Source organism: Psychromonas sp. B3M02 (genome assembly GCF_003318165.1).
Classification (GTDB): domain Bacteria; phylum Pseudomonadota; class Gammaproteobacteria; order Enterobacterales; family Psychromonadaceae; genus Psychromonas.
In genome coordinates, this window is sequence record NZ_QOCB01000145.1 from 18275 (window position 1) to 35192 (window position 16918).

At 38.5% G+C, this 16918-nt stretch carries 17 protein-coding genes; 7 read left to right on the top strand and 10 right to left on the bottom strand.

All coding sequences use genetic code 11. The features are described 5' to 3' along the window. Positions 1-22 precede the first annotated feature (22 nt). A complete protein-coding gene (gene gspC / locus DS885_RS16170; RefSeq protein WP_113820441.1) occupies positions 23-886 on the bottom strand; it encodes a type II secretion system protein GspC in 864 nt (287 codons plus the stop codon). Between the two features lie 467 nt (positions 887-1353). Here gspC and hslR point away from each other — a divergent pair, with 467 nt between their 5' ends. The 4 genes from hslR to DS885_RS16190 all read left to right on the top strand — a co-directional run bounded on the left by hslR (position 1354) and on the right by DS885_RS16190 (position 5220). After that, positions 1354-1758 (top strand): ribosome-associated heat shock protein Hsp15, encoded by a 405-nt coding sequence (gene hslR / locus DS885_RS16175; RefSeq protein ID WP_113820442.1) that lies wholly within the window; start codon positions 1354-1356, stop codon positions 1756-1758. Between the two features lie 29 nt (positions 1759-1787). Continuing rightward, on the top strand, positions 1788-2648 hold the full coding sequence (hslO, locus tag DS885_RS16180; RefSeq protein ID WP_113820443.1) for an Hsp33 family molecular chaperone HslO: 861 nt from the start codon (positions 1788-1790) through the stop codon (positions 2646-2648). 174 nt (positions 2649-2822) lie between these two features. Further along, entirely contained in the window at positions 2823-4442 is a 1620-nt protein-coding gene (gene pckA, locus DS885_RS16185; RefSeq protein WP_113820444.1) for a phosphoenolpyruvate carboxykinase (ATP), read from the top strand. Between the two features lie 163 nt (positions 4443-4605). Continuing rightward, positions 4606-5220: a CAP domain-containing protein gene (locus tag DS885_RS16190; RefSeq protein ID WP_113820445.1), complete on the top strand. Its 615-nt coding sequence runs from the start codon at positions 4606-4608 to the stop codon at positions 5218-5220. Positions 5221-5276: 56 nt separating this feature from the next. On the opposite strand, the gene DS885_RS16195 is transcribed toward DS885_RS16190, so the two are convergent. After that, complete coding sequence (locus DS885_RS16195) at positions 5277-5798, bottom strand: protein disulfide oxidoreductase (protein WP_113820446.1); 522 nt, start codon at positions 5796-5798, stop codon at positions 5277-5279. Position 5799: 1 nt separating this feature from the next. Next, positions 5800-7908, bottom strand: coding sequence for a protein-disulfide reductase DsbD family protein (locus DS885_RS16200; RefSeq protein WP_113820447.1), 2109 nt, complete (start codon positions 7906-7908; stop codon positions 5800-5802). A gap of 308 nt (positions 7909-8216) precedes the next feature. Here DS885_RS16200 and DS885_RS16205 point away from each other — a divergent pair, with 308 nt between their 5' ends. Continuing rightward, on the top strand, positions 8217-9206 hold the full coding sequence (locus DS885_RS16205; protein WP_113820448.1) for a 2-hydroxyacid dehydrogenase: 990 nt from the start codon (positions 8217-8219) through the stop codon (positions 9204-9206). Between the two features lie 52 nt (positions 9207-9258). Here the strand turns inward: DS885_RS16205 and DS885_RS16210 are convergent, their stop codons facing one another. Next, the gene (locus tag DS885_RS16210; protein WP_113820449.1) at positions 9259-9714 is read right to left on the bottom strand and encodes a methyltransferase family protein; all 456 of its coding nucleotides are present in this window, start codon (positions 9712-9714) and stop codon (positions 9259-9261) included. A gap of 213 nt (positions 9715-9927) precedes the next feature. On the opposite strand from DS885_RS16210, the gene DS885_RS16215 reads away from it, so the two are divergent. Further along, complete coding sequence (locus DS885_RS16215; protein ID WP_113820450.1) at positions 9928-10497, top strand: phosphoribosyltransferase; 570 nt, start codon at positions 9928-9930, stop codon at positions 10495-10497. A gap of 57 nt (positions 10498-10554) precedes the next feature. Here DS885_RS16215 and DS885_RS16220 read toward each other — a convergent pair whose 3' ends face one another. From DS885_RS16220 to DS885_RS16240, 5 genes are all read right to left on the bottom strand, one after another. Beyond that, entirely contained in the window at positions 10555-11148 is a 594-nt protein-coding gene (locus DS885_RS16220) for an acyl carrier protein phosphodiesterase (protein ID WP_113820451.1), read from the bottom strand. A 100-nt stretch (positions 11149-11248) separates the two neighbouring features. Continuing rightward, complete coding sequence (locus DS885_RS16225; protein WP_113820452.1) at positions 11249-12136, bottom strand: DMT family transporter; 888 nt, start codon at positions 12134-12136, stop codon at positions 11249-11251. Positions 12137-12231: 95 nt separating this feature from the next. Further along, positions 12232-12726 carry a GNAT family N-acetyltransferase gene (locus tag DS885_RS16230; RefSeq protein ID WP_113820453.1) on the bottom strand — a complete coding sequence of 165 codons (495 nt, stop codon included), beginning with the start codon at positions 12724-12726 and terminating at the stop codon, positions 12232-12234. A gap of 21 nt (positions 12727-12747) precedes the next feature. Next, positions 12748-13536 carry a hypothetical protein gene (locus tag DS885_RS16235; protein WP_147232367.1) on the bottom strand — a complete coding sequence of 263 codons (789 nt, stop codon included), beginning with the start codon at positions 13534-13536 and terminating at the stop codon, positions 12748-12750. 25 nt (positions 13537-13561) lie between these two features. Next, the gene (locus DS885_RS16240) at positions 13562-14098 is read right to left on the bottom strand and encodes a helix-turn-helix domain-containing protein (RefSeq protein WP_113820455.1); all 537 of its coding nucleotides are present in this window, start codon (positions 14096-14098) and stop codon (positions 13562-13564) included. A gap of 71 nt (positions 14099-14169) precedes the next feature. Here DS885_RS16240 and DS885_RS16245 point away from each other — a divergent pair, with 71 nt between their 5' ends. After that, positions 14170-15360, top strand: a complete 1191-nt coding sequence (locus DS885_RS16245; RefSeq protein WP_113820456.1) for a benzoate/H(+) symporter BenE family transporter — start codon at positions 14170-14172, stop codon at positions 15358-15360. Between the two features lie 2 nt (positions 15361-15362). Here DS885_RS16245 and DS885_RS16250 read toward each other — a convergent pair whose 3' ends face one another. Continuing rightward, the gene (locus DS885_RS16250; RefSeq protein WP_113820457.1) at positions 15363-16562 is read right to left on the bottom strand and encodes a methyltransferase; all 1200 of its coding nucleotides are present in this window, start codon (positions 16560-16562) and stop codon (positions 15363-15365) included. Positions 16563-16918: the final 356 nt, after the last annotated feature.

A 16918-nucleotide genomic window follows, 5' to 3' on the forward strand; every position in this document is an offset into this window, starting at 1 on the left:
ACTAAAACTTTATTTATTATTATTATGGAATACTAAAATATAATTCATTCAATTCACCATCACGGTCAATTGTTAAACTCATCTCAGTCATAGTTGGAAATTCTTTCATTAAACCTACTGCTTGGGTGATATCGGTTAAATCCACCCCATTTAATTCAACCGCTAAATCACCGGCTTTTAATCCGGCTTCTTCGAATAGCTCCGGATTCTTACCTGGGTTAACACGATATCCCTTAATTTGGTCACCTTCTCTTACTGGCGAAATACGCACGTAATCAAGCAACTTACCGGGGTCATCGACTAACTCATCTCTATCTAACGGGATCTCTTTTACTTTTGAAGCGCGGCTACTACGTTTATTGCTGCTCGTGGATCTTTTAGCACGTACTTCTTCGCCTTTTTCCAGCTTAGCTAAACGTTCGTTTTCCTCTTCTAAGCCATCTAGAATCAAAGTTTGTTCTTCGCCATCCACATTAATAATAATACGGTCTTGATAGATCTCCGTGACCACTGCATCTGTACCAGGGATTTCAGAGTCAATAAAATAACTATCTTGAGAACGCTTATATTCGATGATAACACTAGAAAGTCTTGGGTCGGTGGCAGCAACTATGCCAACTAAGGTAAGTTTTAAACGCGTTTTAGGGGCTTCAATCTGTTCTTGTTGATAAACGATGCTTTTCCCTTGATAACGACCAAAAATAGCTTGTTCCTGTAATTTTTGGGTACTTAATCTATTACTCTCATTCACTTTTCTTTCAGTGGTTGGTGTCCAATTATGGCTACTTTCTGACTCTGGATAGATAGATAAGGTCAATAATGCAGACTGGTAAGCTACCGAGCTACAGATCACTGCCAATAATATTTGGGGTAGTATGGAAATCATTGCCTATATTCTCATCCTATTACTGAATTATTGAGTATCAAACATCATTGATATCATATTAATGCTAATGAAGCGCTTTATAAAATAACAATTAGCAGAAAATTTCAATATTCATGAGACTTAGGCTGTAAGTTAAAAGCTTAGCTGTTGATAAGATAACACTTTTATAAAAGTTTTTATGTCACAAGTTTATAACGAATATTATGTCATAGCTTGGCCTTGAATTATCAAGTTTTGGCCTCACTTGTTAAGTGACACTGGTCACATTAATTAAGCGTACCCTGTGAGTAATTAAAATAACTTAGTACTTTTTAACCATTTTGCACAGTAAGGTAAGTTACCTTATAGGCTAAATATTTTAAAAGTAACCGAGAACACTTATATTAATAATGGTTCACTAAGCAATAGTAATTTAGCAATGCACTCATTTTTACTATACTAAAATACGTTTTTTGAGTTAAGAATTTATGACAATACAGACTGTTAGACTAGATAAATGGCTATGGGCCGCACGTTTCTATAAAACCCGTAGTTTAGCGCGAGATATGGTACAAGGTGGCAAGGTCCATTATAATGGGCAACGCTGTAAGGCCAGTAAAAACGTTGAAGTGGGCGCTATCTTATCGATTCGTCAAGGTGAACTTTTATTCGAAGTGGTCGTTGAGCAATTATCAGAGCATCGACGAGGCGCGCCAATCGCACAAACACTTTATCAAGAGACTGAAAAAAGTGTTGGCAAGCGAGAGCAGCACCAGATGTTACGCAAATTAAGTTTACAAAATGCACCACATCCGGACCGAAAACCTAATAAAAAAGAACGCCGCGAACTAATACAGGCAAAAACACAACGCAATACAGCTAATTTTGAATAATGCTGCACCTATAAATATTGAGAGAATTTATGACAGACCAACTACAACGCTTCCTATTTGATGACTTCGAGATTCGTGGCGAAATCGCACAGGCACATGCAGCTTTTGAAGAGTGTGTGACTAATCACGACTACCCAGTAGAAGTAGCCAATACAATTGGAGAGTTATTAATCGCAACCAGTCTGCTAACTGCAACATTAAAGTTTAAAGGTAAAATTGCAGTTCAAATTCAGGGCGATGGTCCATTAAGCATGGCAGTTATTAATGCGAACCAAAACCTTGAAGTCCGTGGTACTGCACGTTATCAAGGCGATACAACTGGTTTATCTTTTTCTGAATTAATTGGTAAAGGCAACCTAATGATCACCATCACCCCTGATAATGGCGAACGTTACCAAGGTATTGTGGCATTAGAAAAAGCAACGCTAGCCGCTTGTTTAGAAGATTACTTTGTTCAATCTGAACAGCTTGCGACTAAAATAAGCCTATTTGCAGATAGTGCTAGCACTCCTGTGCAAGCAGCTGGTTTATTGATTCAAACTTTACCTGCACACAGCGAAACCCATGAAGAAGATTTTGCACATGTATGTGCATTAGCCAATACAATTAAAGCAGAAGAGATCTACACACTGCAAAATGATGATCTATTATTCCGCTTATATCATCAGGAAAAAGTTCGCCTATTTGAGACCCAACCAATTAACTTTGTGTGTGGTTGTTCAAAAGAGCGTTGCTTGTCTTCATTAGCCTCGTTAGATGAAGAAGAGATCAAAGATATTTTAGAAGAACAAGACAGTATTGATATGCGTTGTGAGTATTGTGCAACAACCTATTCATTCAAAGAGAGAGATTTACAAATCCTTTTCACTTCTACAAATCAAAAGCATTGATTTATCATACAAAAGTGTGATGTCACAAAGTTGCCATGGATATTTTTCCGTGGCATTTTTTTGCCTAAAAATCAGACAATGATCCCACTTATCTCAGCATAATTCCCTTACTCTCCGAATGGTTACATTAGATTTTTTTCATAAAATTAATATCGGCTATAAAGGGGAAAAACCATGGCCCAAACACCACTATCGACTGCAAAACTGAAAGAATACGGCATCACAAATATCTCGGAAATTTTATACAATCCGAGTTATGGAACACTGTTTACGGAAGAAACTGCGGAGTCTTTAAGTGGCTATGAAAAAGGCATTATTACAAGCAATGGAACTGTGGCTGTTGATACGGGCATATTTACAGGGCGTTCACCTAAAGACAAATACATTGTCAAAGACGACACCACTCGCGATACGGTTTGGTGGAGTGACCAGGGTAAGAATGATAATAAAGCTATTGATCAAAGTACTTGGAATGCACTCAAGCAAATTGTCACAGAGCAACTCTCTAATAAAAAACTATTTGTAGTAGATGCTTACTGCGGTGCGAATGAAAATTCTCGCTTGAAGGTTCGCTTTATTATGGAAGTTGCATGGCAAGCTCATTTTGTAAAAAACATGTTTATTCGTCCTACAGAGGAAGAGTTGGTAGATTTTGAACCTGATTTTGTAGTGATGAATGGCTCTAAAACGAATAATCCAAATTGGCAACAACAAGGGCTTAACTCTGAAAACTTTGTTGCATTTAACCTAACCGAAAAAGTACAAATCATCGGTGGTACTTGGTACGGTGGAGAGATGAAAAAAGGCTTATTCTCGGTGATGAACTACCTATTACCGTTAAATGGCATGGCTTCTATGCATTGCTCAGCTAATATCGGGGAGGCAGGAGATACGGCTATCTTCTTCGGTTTATCAGGCACAGGCAAAACCACCTTATCCACAGATCCAAAACGCGCATTAATTGGTGATGATGAACATGGCTGGGACGACCAAGGTGTATTCAACTTTGAAGGGGGTTGCTACGCTAAAACAATTCGTCTGAGCGAAGAGGCGGAGCCAGATATTTTTGGTGCGATTAAACGCAACGCCCTGTTAGAAAACGTCATGATCGACGATCAAGGCCAAGTCGATTATGACGATGCCAGCAAAACAGAAAATGGACGCGTTTCTTACCCGATCGACCATATTGAAAATATCGTTAAACCGATATCTAAAGGTGGCCACGCTAAAAAAGTGATTTTTTTAACTGCAGATGCATTTGGTGTATTACCACCTGTTTCTAAGTTAACCAAAGCACAAACACAATACCACTTCCTGTCTGGCTTTACCGCTAAACTGGCTGGTACTGAGCGTGGTATTACTGAACCAACACCTACATTCTCAGCTTGCTTTGGAGCTGCTTTTTTAAGCCTGCATCCAACGCAATACGCACAACAGTTAGTGAAAAGAATGGAAGCTTGTGGCGCTGAAGCTTATTTAGTAAATACCGGTTGGAATGGTTCGGGTAAACGTATTTCAATCCAAGATACACGTGGCATTATTGATGCAATCTTAGATGGATCGATTGAAAAAGCGGAAGTGACGACTATCCCTTTATTTAATTTACAAGTGCCTACTAGCCTACCTAATGTAGACAGTAGTATCTTAGATCCACGAGATACCTATGCAGATACTGCAGAGTGGGACCATAAAGCTGAAAAATTAGCGCATCTATTTATTGATAACTTTGCGCGTTACACGGATAAAGAAGAAGGCAAAATATTACTTTCAGCAGGACCTAAGTTAAGCGACTAACTCACCTTAACCAGTAACACACTCATGGTATTTATTATGAGTGTGTTACTAACATACAACGCAACTCTTTCCCCCTTTTGATTTCACTTTTTGATGGAACTATCAACTCACAGTTGTGGTCTACTGCTGCGATATACATAAACATATTAAAAGGGACATTATCATGAAAACTTGGTTAGCATTGTTATGCTGTGGCTTATCATTAACTGCTTGTGGCAGTAGCTCTTCAAATAGTAGCGGCACAGTAGAGGCAGAGGCAACAAGCAATACAAGTAGCACGGCAGTGCAAACAGACTCAACGGAAACAAGTACTGACGAAACCACAGATTCAACCGATTACAGCGCAATGAGTTGCGAAGATAACTTAATTGAAGCGTTAACTCTGATTAATCAACTACGAGCCGAGTCACAAACCTGTGGAGCGACCACTTACCCTGCCGTAGATGCCGTCACTTGGAGTTCAGCATTAACCTTGGCTGCAGAAGAGCATTCTTCAAATATGGCTAACTATAATTTCTTTAGCCATACCGGTTTAGATGACAGCACAGTTGGTACCAGAGTCACAGCACAAGGTTATGAGTGGAGCTACGTTTCTGAGAATATCGCTGCCGGTCAAACGTCAGTGCAAGATGCAGTAGATGGTTGGATGGAAAGTGAAGGTCATTGTATTAATATTATGAGTGAAAATGCACAGGAGATGGGTCTAGCTTGCGCAGTGAATAGCGATGCAGACTATCAATATTATTGGACACAGGTATTTGCTAAACCATTACAATAAAAGAAAAAGTAAGGAAGTGCTTTTAATAACAACTTCCTTACTTTAAAAGATATCGCTTAACTTAATAGCATTCTTGCCCACATGCCAAATGGGCTAGTAAAACCAGTGGTTACCGCAGTAATTTCACCTTTATCTACCACAATTAAAGTGGGTGTTAAGCTAATGCCCCAAGTTCGACTGATCACCGCTTTAGGATCATTTAGTACCGTAAAATCATAATCTTTTGCATTCAGGTATTGTTGTACACGCTCTTCACTTCCTGAACTCAAAGCAATACTCACCACTTGCATACCATCGCTAACAAAGTTCACCGAAGGTGACACTGTCGTACAAACACTACACCAAGTTGCCCAGAAATAGACTAGTACTGGCTTTTCTTGGCTCATGGCAATCAAATCAACCTGCTCACCTTGCACGCTAGTTGCCACTAATGCAGGTGCTTTACCTGATGCTATTGATTGAGCTCGCCATAAATCAACACCCCAACCTAATGCGAAGGCTAGCAGTATATAAATAGCACCGGACTTAAGGTGACTACCCCAGCCTTTTTTAGGCTTTTTAACATTTTCATCAGTCATGTTATTGACCTTTTGCTTGTTGGATCGCTTTCATCACATCATCGCTATTTAAAATAGTAGATAACTCAATACCGTTAGGTGCTGCTGGCCCATAAACAATATTAAAAGGCACACCATAACGATTAAACGATTGTAAATAGGCAGTCACATCATCAGCACGCACCGTCCAATCACCGCTCATCGCTATCACATCTTGCTTTTGCAATTCGCTAGAAACCGGATCTTGTAATAACACCCCAATTTTATTCGCCTTACAAGTGACACACCACTTAGCTGTCACATCGACAAATACCACATGTCCTTTATCTACTTCCTGTTGAATCACTTGTGTATCCAAAGGCACCCATTGTGTTCCATCGTGAAGTGGGTCAACCCAATGTTTAGCGGTTAAATGATTCGCTACAAAGGCTATGGAAACCACCACGAACAAACTTAATAAGCTAATCAGAAAAACGCGTTTCCCGTGTTTTTTCCAAATTAAAATGGCAAAGATAAACACCATTAACAAAGCAATCATCACAGTATAAGTAACACCGATAAAACTACTTAATAGGCTAATTAACCATAAACAAGTAAGTAGAATAAGCAGCGCAAATATAAGTTTGACTGTGCCCATCCATTTACCTGGTTTAGGCATTAATGTTGCAATGTTTGGGAACACAGCGATCAATAACCAAGGGAGCGCCATGCCTATCCCTAACGCCGTGAAAATAGCAAATAATTGCCAAGGAGATGCACCTAAAGCAAAAGCGACAGCAGTTCCTAAGAAGGGTGCACTACAAGGTGTGGCTAACAAGGTAGCAAACATACCTTGTAGATAATGGCCAAGATAACTATGTCCACCTTTAGTCGCTAACCAAGTTTGCATCGAAGAAGGTAATTGGATTTCAAATAAGCCCAACATATTGGCGGTAAACAACGCTGTAACAACGACCATAAAGCCAATAAAATAAGGGTTCTGGAACTGAATTCCCCAGCCTAATGCTTCGCCTGAGAATTTTAGTATTAAAAGAAATAATGCTAATAACCAAAACGAACTGATAATACCTACACTAGAAGCTAAGAACTGTTTACGAATTTGCGAGCGTTGACTGCCATCTACACCTAAAACTGAGCTTAATTTCAACCCTAAAACGGGTAATACACAGGGCATAATATTCAGAATTAAACCACCCACTAAGGCAATTAGAAAAATTGAAAAAATAGATTGCCCAGCGCTTGAAATAGGGTCACTACCTAATGTAGTTGCCACTTCCACTGCCACATCAGTATCAACCACGGTGATATTAACCAGGGCATTACTTAAATCGACTTCACCTCCCCAGCTGGTTGCATCAAAGGTAGCCGTGACTTGTTTGCCTGCAACTTCAAGAACCGGTTTTGAGAAAAAGACATTCTCTAATTCAGAGTCACTACTATCTATAAAAAGGTCTGGTTGCTGCCAATCTAGTTGATGTGATAATTGTACAACTACTTGTTGATTAGCTTGATCCCATGCACTCTTTATCTCAGTAATATTGGCATTATTTTTTTGCGCTTCAATCGCTGCTTGATCAACTAAAATGGGCACACTACTCACAGCCTGAGCGTAAGCAAAAGCAACATCATCGTTAATGGTTAATTGTTGCGGATTAAAGGTTAAATTAATCTCATAATCGGTTAATACACAGATGGTTGTACAAGAAGCTAAGGTTAAAGTACCTTTTAAACGACTCATTTGATTCGGGTCATCTAAAGTGATTTGCATCGGAAAATGAATTTGATCTTTATAACCAACAGTTTCAACCCCTAACACAGGGTAACGTTTAGGCGTTGGCCATGACCAATCTATATCCTTAATATTCGCAGACTGTGTTGACCAATCGAATGTGGGTGCAACACCACCTTCACCTGGTGAGCGCCAATAGGTTTTCCACCCCGACGCCAAACTGACATTTAAAATACTATTCACTGTATTTTCTTCAACTTGGCCGGTTAACTGTAAATTCACTTTTACCGGTAGATGATTAAAATTGGTGATCCAACCTGTTTCAGGAGCTTGTGCAAAAGCACTGTTGATTAACCCAAAGAACAATAAAAATGATAAACCGAACTGCCTTAATCTGGACATGATGACTCCGAAACCGATACAAAATAAAGTGATGAATATGATAAATACAACACTGCGAGAATAGCTGTGACTCAATAAGATTCAAAAGGTTCTAATTACCCAAAATACTTGACCGTCAATGTCCTAAATTTATTGCACCCTATTTAGCTCATTATGAAACAAATTTATCCGCTAACAAAGTCATCCCTATAGTTAAGTTATAACGTATACAGTGTACAATCGAGATAAAGCAGAAAAACCAATCAATATTTTTGCCAAATCAATAATCAAATTACAGTATTTTTATCTTAAACATGGAGTTACCTTTTATGAAAGTCGCTATGTTCAGTTCTCGTAGTTATGATATTCAACACTTTGAACCATTAATTTCAGCTTCCATGAGTATTAATTTTTTTGATACTCAACTTAACGAGCAAACTGCGGCATTGGCTTCGGGCTATGATGCTGTTTGCGCTTTCGTAAACGATGATTTAAGCGAACAAGTATTAGTACAACTGCATGAGCTAGGTATCAAATATATCGCGATGCGTTGTGCTGGTTTTAATAATATCGATCTAGATTGCGCTAAAAAATTAGGTTTAACCATCGTTCGTGTTCCCGCTTATTCACCTGAAGCCGTGGCAGAGCATACCATTGCGTTATTAATGACATTAAACCGTCGTACTCACAAAGCCTACCAGCGCACACGTGATGCTAACTTTTCATTAGAAGGCCTAGTTGGGTTTAATCTGCACGGTAAAACTGTTGGTATTATTGGCACCGGTAAGATTGGTATTGCGACCATGGCTATTTTTAAAGGCTTTGGTTGTAAAATTCTAGCTGCTGACCCTTACCCTTCTGCTCATGCCAAAGCACTAGGCGCTGAATATGTAGATTTCCCAACCCTATTCAAAAACAGTGATGTGATCAGCTTGCACTGCCCATTAACTAGCGATAACAAACACCTATTAAATAAAAATACCTTTGATTTAATGAAAAAAGGCGTCGTGATTGTGAATACTAGTCGCGGTGGTTTGTTGAATGCACATGATGCCATTGAAGCGTTAAAATCAGGGCGTATTGGAGGGTTAGGTTTAGATGTTTATGAGGAAGAAGAGCATCTGTTTTTTAATGACCATTCTAGTGAAATTATTACTGACGATACCTTCCGACGCTTATCGGCTTGTCATAACGTTATCTTTACTGGCCATCAAGCTTTCTTAACTAAAGAAGCATTAACCAGCATTGCTGAAACAACACTGGATAATTTACAACAGCTTCAAGACGCAAAAACGTGCGACAACGAAGTAAGTGAGTAATCACTAATAAGCTATGCCTTAAGTGATTACTTAAAGCATAGCTTGCTTTTATTTATAACCACCTTCTAACTTGATTTTTATAGGCTTCAAACTGTGAACCAAAGATGCGCATTAATGCCTTCTCTTCCGGCTCAATAAAGCGCTTATTCATACTGTAGATATAAAAAGGGATCACTAATAAGCATAATGAATTCCCTAATACAGAGGCTTCAGCAAGTAACAAACCAAGCAAGCCTAAATACATGGGGTTACGCGAATAACGATAGATACCCGTATTTACTAGCACAGACGTTTTCTCTGGGGTAGTTGGGTCAACGGTTGTATTGGCTTTTTTGAATGCCCAGCCTCCTGATAAAACCACCAAGATAGCGATAATGACAATGAATAAAGCCAGCCAATGCAAAACAGGTAAGTGAACATTCACACTACTCAATAAATAACTAATTAACAGCATCATTAACATATATAACAGCGTGATGACCGGCGGATATCGTAAAATTCGTAACATAATTTGCCTCTTATCAAACAATAGAACCAATATTTCTGTAGATTTAGATCTTTCGAGTAGCCTAATATGATGGGGATTTCTTAATGAGATCTGAAAATTATATAATTTACGTCATAAAAGGCTTGTTTATCTGTTTTTTTAGCATACAAATTGTGCAGAATCCTATTTTTTAGTTTAAACTGCGCGACTAATTTAATTCCAGAGGAAAATGATATGTCTGATAAGGTCTTTATCACTGCACAACAATTACTTGAAGACTCATTTCGTCTTGCATCACAAGTTTACGATAGTGGCTTCCGCCCACAGTTTATAGTTGGTATTTGGCGTGGCGGTGCACCAATCGGTATTGCAGTTCAAGAATTCTTTGACTACAAAAAAGTAGAAACAGATCATATCGCAGTACGAACCTCTTCTTACTACGGCATCGGTAAACAAAGCAAAACCATTAAAGTACATGGTTTACATTACATCATTGAAAATGCAAATGCAGACGATGGTTTACTGATTGTTGACGATGTATTTGATTCAGGACGAAGTGTTGTTGCGTTAACTGAAAAGCTAACTGAAGTAATGCGTTTAAATATGCCACGTGACGTGCGTATTGCGACACCATACTACAAGCCAAAAAACAAAGCTGTAGATATGGTACCTGATTACTACATCCATGAATCAGATGAATGGTTAGTATTCCCACATGAAGCATCAGGTTTATCAGTAGAAGAAATTACTGAAGGAAAAAGTGACTTTAAAAACATCGCTCACTTATTCACTAAAGAAGACTAATATTCACCGTGCTATATTGTGATTGAAGGAGGCTATATGCCTCCTTTTTTATATTTATTAATCACTGACAAACTGTTTACTAGCCACTAACACATCTGCATAGAGTTCAGTAAAAATAGCTGCGAAGTCCTGATAATGCTCAACCAACACTTCGCCAGTTTCCGCAAGTGGTGCCATTCTTGGGCTATGTGATGACATCCTTTGTAAGGCATATTCAATATTACTGATTTTTTGATAGGACTCGATCCATTTATCCCGCCATACTAAGCCATTGATACTCATAAACCGTTCCGGTAATTGCACATTCTCAGCGAGTGTTTCCTGCTCAATTTGACGCTCAGCTAAACAACAAAATTCGCGTAAACTTAACGCTTGAAAATCAGACCAATTAGCCGCTAAACAATGGTCCCAAAACATATCTAACGCAATAGGAGCATAACGACGAAGATGCGCTGGAAATAGCTTTTTTGCTACGAGAACTTGTGTATGTTTATCTGTGAAACTATCCACAAAGCGATGTAAACGGATCCCTTCAACAATGGCTGCAGGAAACTGTGTATCTGGATTGCCTTTAACAAAGTCACCTAAGAAGTTACCAGTAAAGCTGGTATTGGTAACCTCTGCAATATGTAAATGCGCAAGATAATTCATATTACTGATTAACCTTTATCGAGAGAATACTGTCATGATGTAGGTAAAAGCTATCTATTACAAATATTTGAAGCGCATTCACAAGGTTCACTCGCAGACATTACGCTTGATTTAATGTCGACTCAACGGCACTTTGTTCGTGGCGTTTACTGACCATGATCCCGATAAATACCACAAAAATACTTAACCATTGCCATAAGATTAACACTTCGTTCAGTAACAATGCCGACAATAACAAGGCAAATACAGGCACTAAATTAGAGTAAGCAGCGGCAGTGAGTACAGAAGAGCGTTGCAAGCCATAATTATACATACCGTAAGCACCTAATGTCACCGCAGAGCCCAAGTACACAATGTTCATCAAGGCATAAAAGTCATGTTGTTGTGGCCACTCCATAAACGCAAGAAATGGCGCAAAGAATAGTGTGCCAGATAAGCCCTGTAGTGCAATCAGTGATAAAGCCGAGTAACGATTTAACAGATGTTTCATCGCCACCACATAGATAGCGGCACACACCATGGCTAAGGCTTCTAAACTATTTCCTAATAATGGATTAGGTGCATGGTCAGTATGAGGAGAAACAACGCTGAGTAGAATGCCGCCTGTAATGCACAGGGAAAACCCCGCTATTATGTTTTTACTGAGTTTTTCTTGTAGTAAAAAGTACGCAAAAAAAGCCACTAAAAGAGGTAAACAAGAAACAATGACTCCAGCCTGTGATGCTGAGGTAAACTGCATTGCGTGTCCTTCAAATAGATAATATAAACACGGCTCTGCTAGTGACATGATCAGTAACCACTTCCAGTCACCCTGTTGATATTTAAAACGTTTTACCCAAGGCCAAAGACATAGGCAGATCACCAAGGTAATCAGCATACGCAAAAAAATTACAAAATTAGGCGGGTAAAAATCAATAGCCACTTTTAAGGTGATAAAAGAACTTCCCCATAAAAAAGTCGCTATTAAAAAACACAATACAGCTGGCATATTTTTCACTCTGAAAAATCTCAGTATCCTACCACCCGTTTTGCACTTTTGTCATAATAAGTTATTTAAAAAATGATATTTTTTACTACTTAAATTCAATACTCTATTTCTTGATGGTATAAGCTAAAACCACGCGCTTGATAGTTTGCTAAAGCGCTCGGATGATCCAAACTACAGGTATGAACCCAAAGACGCCTAGCTTGACAAGTTTGCCAAGCTTGTTGAATGGCATAACTCAGTAAATAACCACCAAAACCTTTACCAATAAAGGCAGGGCTTAATCCAAAATACTTAATCTCTACTGCTTGTTCTTCAGCAATCTCTAACTCAAAGTAACCAGCAATCGCCCCTTCATAATAAGCTACCCAAGTTCGCAAATTATCGCGTTCAACATAGATTTTCCAGCTTTCATCGGACTCTTTCAATTTATCAAACCACTGCCACTGCTCACCAATTAACGAATAGAGGAAACGGTTAAAACGATACTCTTTAATTTTTGCTTCGGTAATCGTTAAACCAGGTACGCTTGGCTTAGCCTTTAACTCAGTTTCAGCTAGCATCTGTAAATAATAAATGGTGGTGTTGCTCATTATCTTCCTTACTTCAAAATGTTAATTAGTTTTACCTGTGGCTTTTTCATATAATTCGTTGAAATTTTTAGTACTAAAAATCAAGTCTTCGCCACCAGAGTAGGCTTTTAACGTAACAGAAGGTTGCGCTAAAAATTGTGCCAATACAAAATCGTTACTCGGCTCTGTATCTGCATAAAAAACCACTAATTCACCTTTACAAATCACCGCAAAGCGCACCAATTCTTGATTAACATACATAGGTGTTGATTCAGGTTGTTCACTTTGTCCATCGGCACAACCTTGTGCTTGTTTAGTCTGAAAAAATATACTTAATTTCTGATAACTGCCTCTGCCTAACAGAGCAATAATAGGTCTTGTATTGACCTCTTTAGTCAAAATCACATTTTGCTTTTCATTGATATACCAACCTCTATCATTCTCAACTTTCTCTTGTAAAGAGATTTGATCTAAATATTTAGGTACATCATCAAGGTAAATATCTACCGTCCTAGCCAGATTCTTCCAGCGACCATTGATTGGTAGATAATAATAAGCTAAATCAATAGCTTGCCCATTAACCACTACTTCCCATAAACCCTTATAGTGTGCATCCTGAATCTTACTTGTTTCAATCACTAGGTTTTCAGGTGTGGTGTTGCCGCAGCTTTCACAATATTTTTTGAGTACTTGGATATGTTCATTTTGTAATAGCTGCAAGGCTAATGTTGCTTCTTTTTTACTCACACGTTGCGCTTGGTCCGCCACTGAAGATACACAATAAAAGAGCAAACTAAGCAGCAACAGTGACAGTGATTTCCTTATGTTCATTATACTTCCCTTCGAATAACTCATATTAAGGATAATGGATAATATTGAAGAAGCGTAATAAGTCATTACCTACATTACGATATCCATGTGCTTGATCAGCATTAAATTTAGCACTTTCACCAGTATTCAGTCTATGCCACTGATCTCCGCAAAAGTATTCCATTTCACCACAGGTTACAACAATATGTTCGAGTACACCTGTTTGATGCGCCTCTGAATATTGTTCATGGCCAATGGCAAAACACAATTCAAACATCTCAATGCCAGTGTGCTTATCAAATTCAAATAGTGTATTAATACTCACTTTTTTGTCCGCTAAAAGGCCCTGTATATGAGAAGTTTGCTCATTATTCACACCTAAAAAAGCAGACAATGGCAAATTAAAGCCAGTCGCTATTTTCCAAAGCTTTGCAATAGTTGGGCTAGATTCGCCTCGTTCAATCTGTCCTAACATGGCTTTTGATACACCACAATGCTGACTCGCAACATCCAAACTCCAGCCTTTTCCTGTACGATTTTTTTTAAGCTGAGTAGCTACTGTTTCATTAATAAAATCTGACATATTTACCTTGTGCGTTATAACAGTCAATGTTAGCTTAAGCATATTGTACGTTAAAACGCACGGAAGGTATTATGAAAACTGTTTGGCATCGGGTCAACTTTATTATTGCGGCAATGAGCGCTGGATTAGTGGCAGTGATTGTCGGATTTTCTAGTTCAGTGGCACTACTCTATCAACTAGTGATTAACCTTGGTGGTGATAGTCAGATGGTTGCTAGTTGGTTTTTAGCATTGGGTATTAGTATGGGGTTATTGAGCATTGTCCTTTCATACTGTTACCGCATTCCTATTCTCATCGCCTGGTCAACACCAGGTGCTGCATTGATGGTCGCAAACGTACAAGGGTTTACACTCAACGAGGCGGCTGGCGGTTTTATTGTTGGTGCTTTTCTGTTATTTATTTTCCCGCTATTAATGCCTTTGGATAAACTGTTTAAATGGTTACCTCAACAACTAGCATCAGCTATGTTGGCTGGCATATTATTAAACTTTGGTTTTTCTGTCTTTACTCAGATGGATCTCCAGCCAATCTTAATCATTAGTATGTTTATCAGCTATTTATTAGCAAAGCGTTTTGTGCCGCAATGGGCATTATTAATTGTAATCATAGTGTCTGCTACTTTAGCTTGGCAATTACAACTTATTGAAAGTAAAAGTATTGATTGGCAATGGAGCACATTACAATTTATTCAGCCAGAATTTTCATGGTCGGTGATAGTAGGTATTAGCATACCGTTATTTATCGTGACGACAGCGGCTCAAAATATTCCTGGTATCGCCATGTTGCAGAGTTTTGGCTACCACGCACCGATTAAGAAAGTATTATCCATTACTGGATTCACTAATTTATTTACTGCGGCCTTTGGAGGTTATGCACTGAACCTTGCTGCAATTAGCGCTTCTATTTGTATGTCTGAGGATGTTCATGAAGATCCCAAGAAACGTTATTGGGCAAGTATCTGGGCAGGTATTTTTTATATAATACTAGGCCTATTAGCCGCTTATATTATGGCTTGGTTTGCGCTTTTACCTTCCTCTTTAATCTTGGCACTGGCGGGTATTGCTTTATTTGGGACGATCACACATAGCTTACAACAGAGTGTTAATAGCGAATCAAAACATGTCAATGAAGCCGCAGTGATCACCCTATTAATCACAGCTTCTCCAATCGCATTATGGGGATTAAGCTCGGTGATTTGGGGAGTAATTGGTGGCGGATTGGTTTTATTCATTAGCCAACTCAAAACCAAGTCCATGAAATAGCATCAACGACTCGCTTGGATTAACAGGTTACGTGGTGTGACCTGTGATTCACAAAACGTCGACACTTGCACTTGATAACCCCATTCTTGCAAACGTAATCCTCTATCATAAACTAACCAGAGCTCTAATGGTCGACGAAAAAATTGAGAAACTAACTCTGCTCTGCGTACTTGATTAAAGCGCTCTTTACCTTGCTGTAAATACTCACTGAGGTCAGCTGGCAATTCAAATGATAGCTTTTTACACTCAATCACCCATTGCGCAAACTCACTAAAGTCACTTGAAAGTAAGGTTTTAGGAAAACTCGGCACGTTTAAATAAGTACTAGTACCACGTATCGCTTTTTGTAAACAATCAAAACTCAATCGCCACCAAACCTCTTGATCATTTAATTCCGTTTGACGAGCACCTAAAGTACTCTGTTGTGAAACAGCTAGCTTTAAATCCTGTTTGCTTAAGGTAAGTCCTGACAATAACTGACTGGTTTGTTGAACATGATTAGAAAGTGGCTGGTAGTACTGGTCTTTAGTTAAATGATAACAGCAGGGACTAATCGTTACTTTCTCAGTTTCAGATTGACCCGCTGCGTTAATGAGGTGTCTGTGCAAATCTCCACAAGCATGTAAAGCAACCGCATGTTGCTCTTGTTTTAAATGTATATCAGCTTCATTCAACAATACATTGGCTTGGTAAAATGTTTGCGGTATGGCATGTTTTTCAGCGAGTACTTTCCCCTGCAGACAAAGCTCATCATTCCACTCCACAGCTGTCACAGGGTTATTATTTTTAAAGTGAATAAGGCGTCCTAAATGGCCTTTTCCAGCACACCACTCTAAGATAGGAAGTTGATCATTGATACGCTGAGAAAATTGCTCAATTTGTGTTAACTTTCTGCCTTTGATGCCATTTTTAAACCAAAATGGAATATTACTTGCTAACTTATCGCTTAGATCCTTCACTTCAAACAAAGGATCACTCACATCTAATAACTCAGGAATAAATTGCTTTAACAGAGGGTGTAATAAACTCGGGTTATTTTGATATAGAGATAACTTTGCTTGATCAATCGATGCTAAAAATTCAATTAACGCACTGTTCTCATTAAATGCAGGATAACCAACCAATGAAAAAGCATTGTAATGCCAATACCCCATTAATTGTGCTAAATATTTATCTATTTTATTAAACTGACTGCTAAGCATTATCTATCCCGAGACTTCTCTTTGTTGGCATCTGATACCAAGCATACTAGTTAACTTATCTAATTAACCTATTAAAATGGCTTATTTCTTCGTAGTGCTGTCATTAATACCAATCATAGTAAGTAACTGATCTATTTTACTTGTTAAAACAACTTATTTTTTCGTTGTAAGTTTCGTATAGGGAACAACCATTTACATCAACTTACGCCTCAAACTAAGCCATTTTTCCGGCGCAAAATCTAGATCAGTTATTTAATACAATTGGTATGAGATAGAAATTACAGATTAACTATTTATCCATTGGATGGGTAAAAGGAAAAAAGAGATGAAACTTCATTACTTACCCCTGTTGTTAT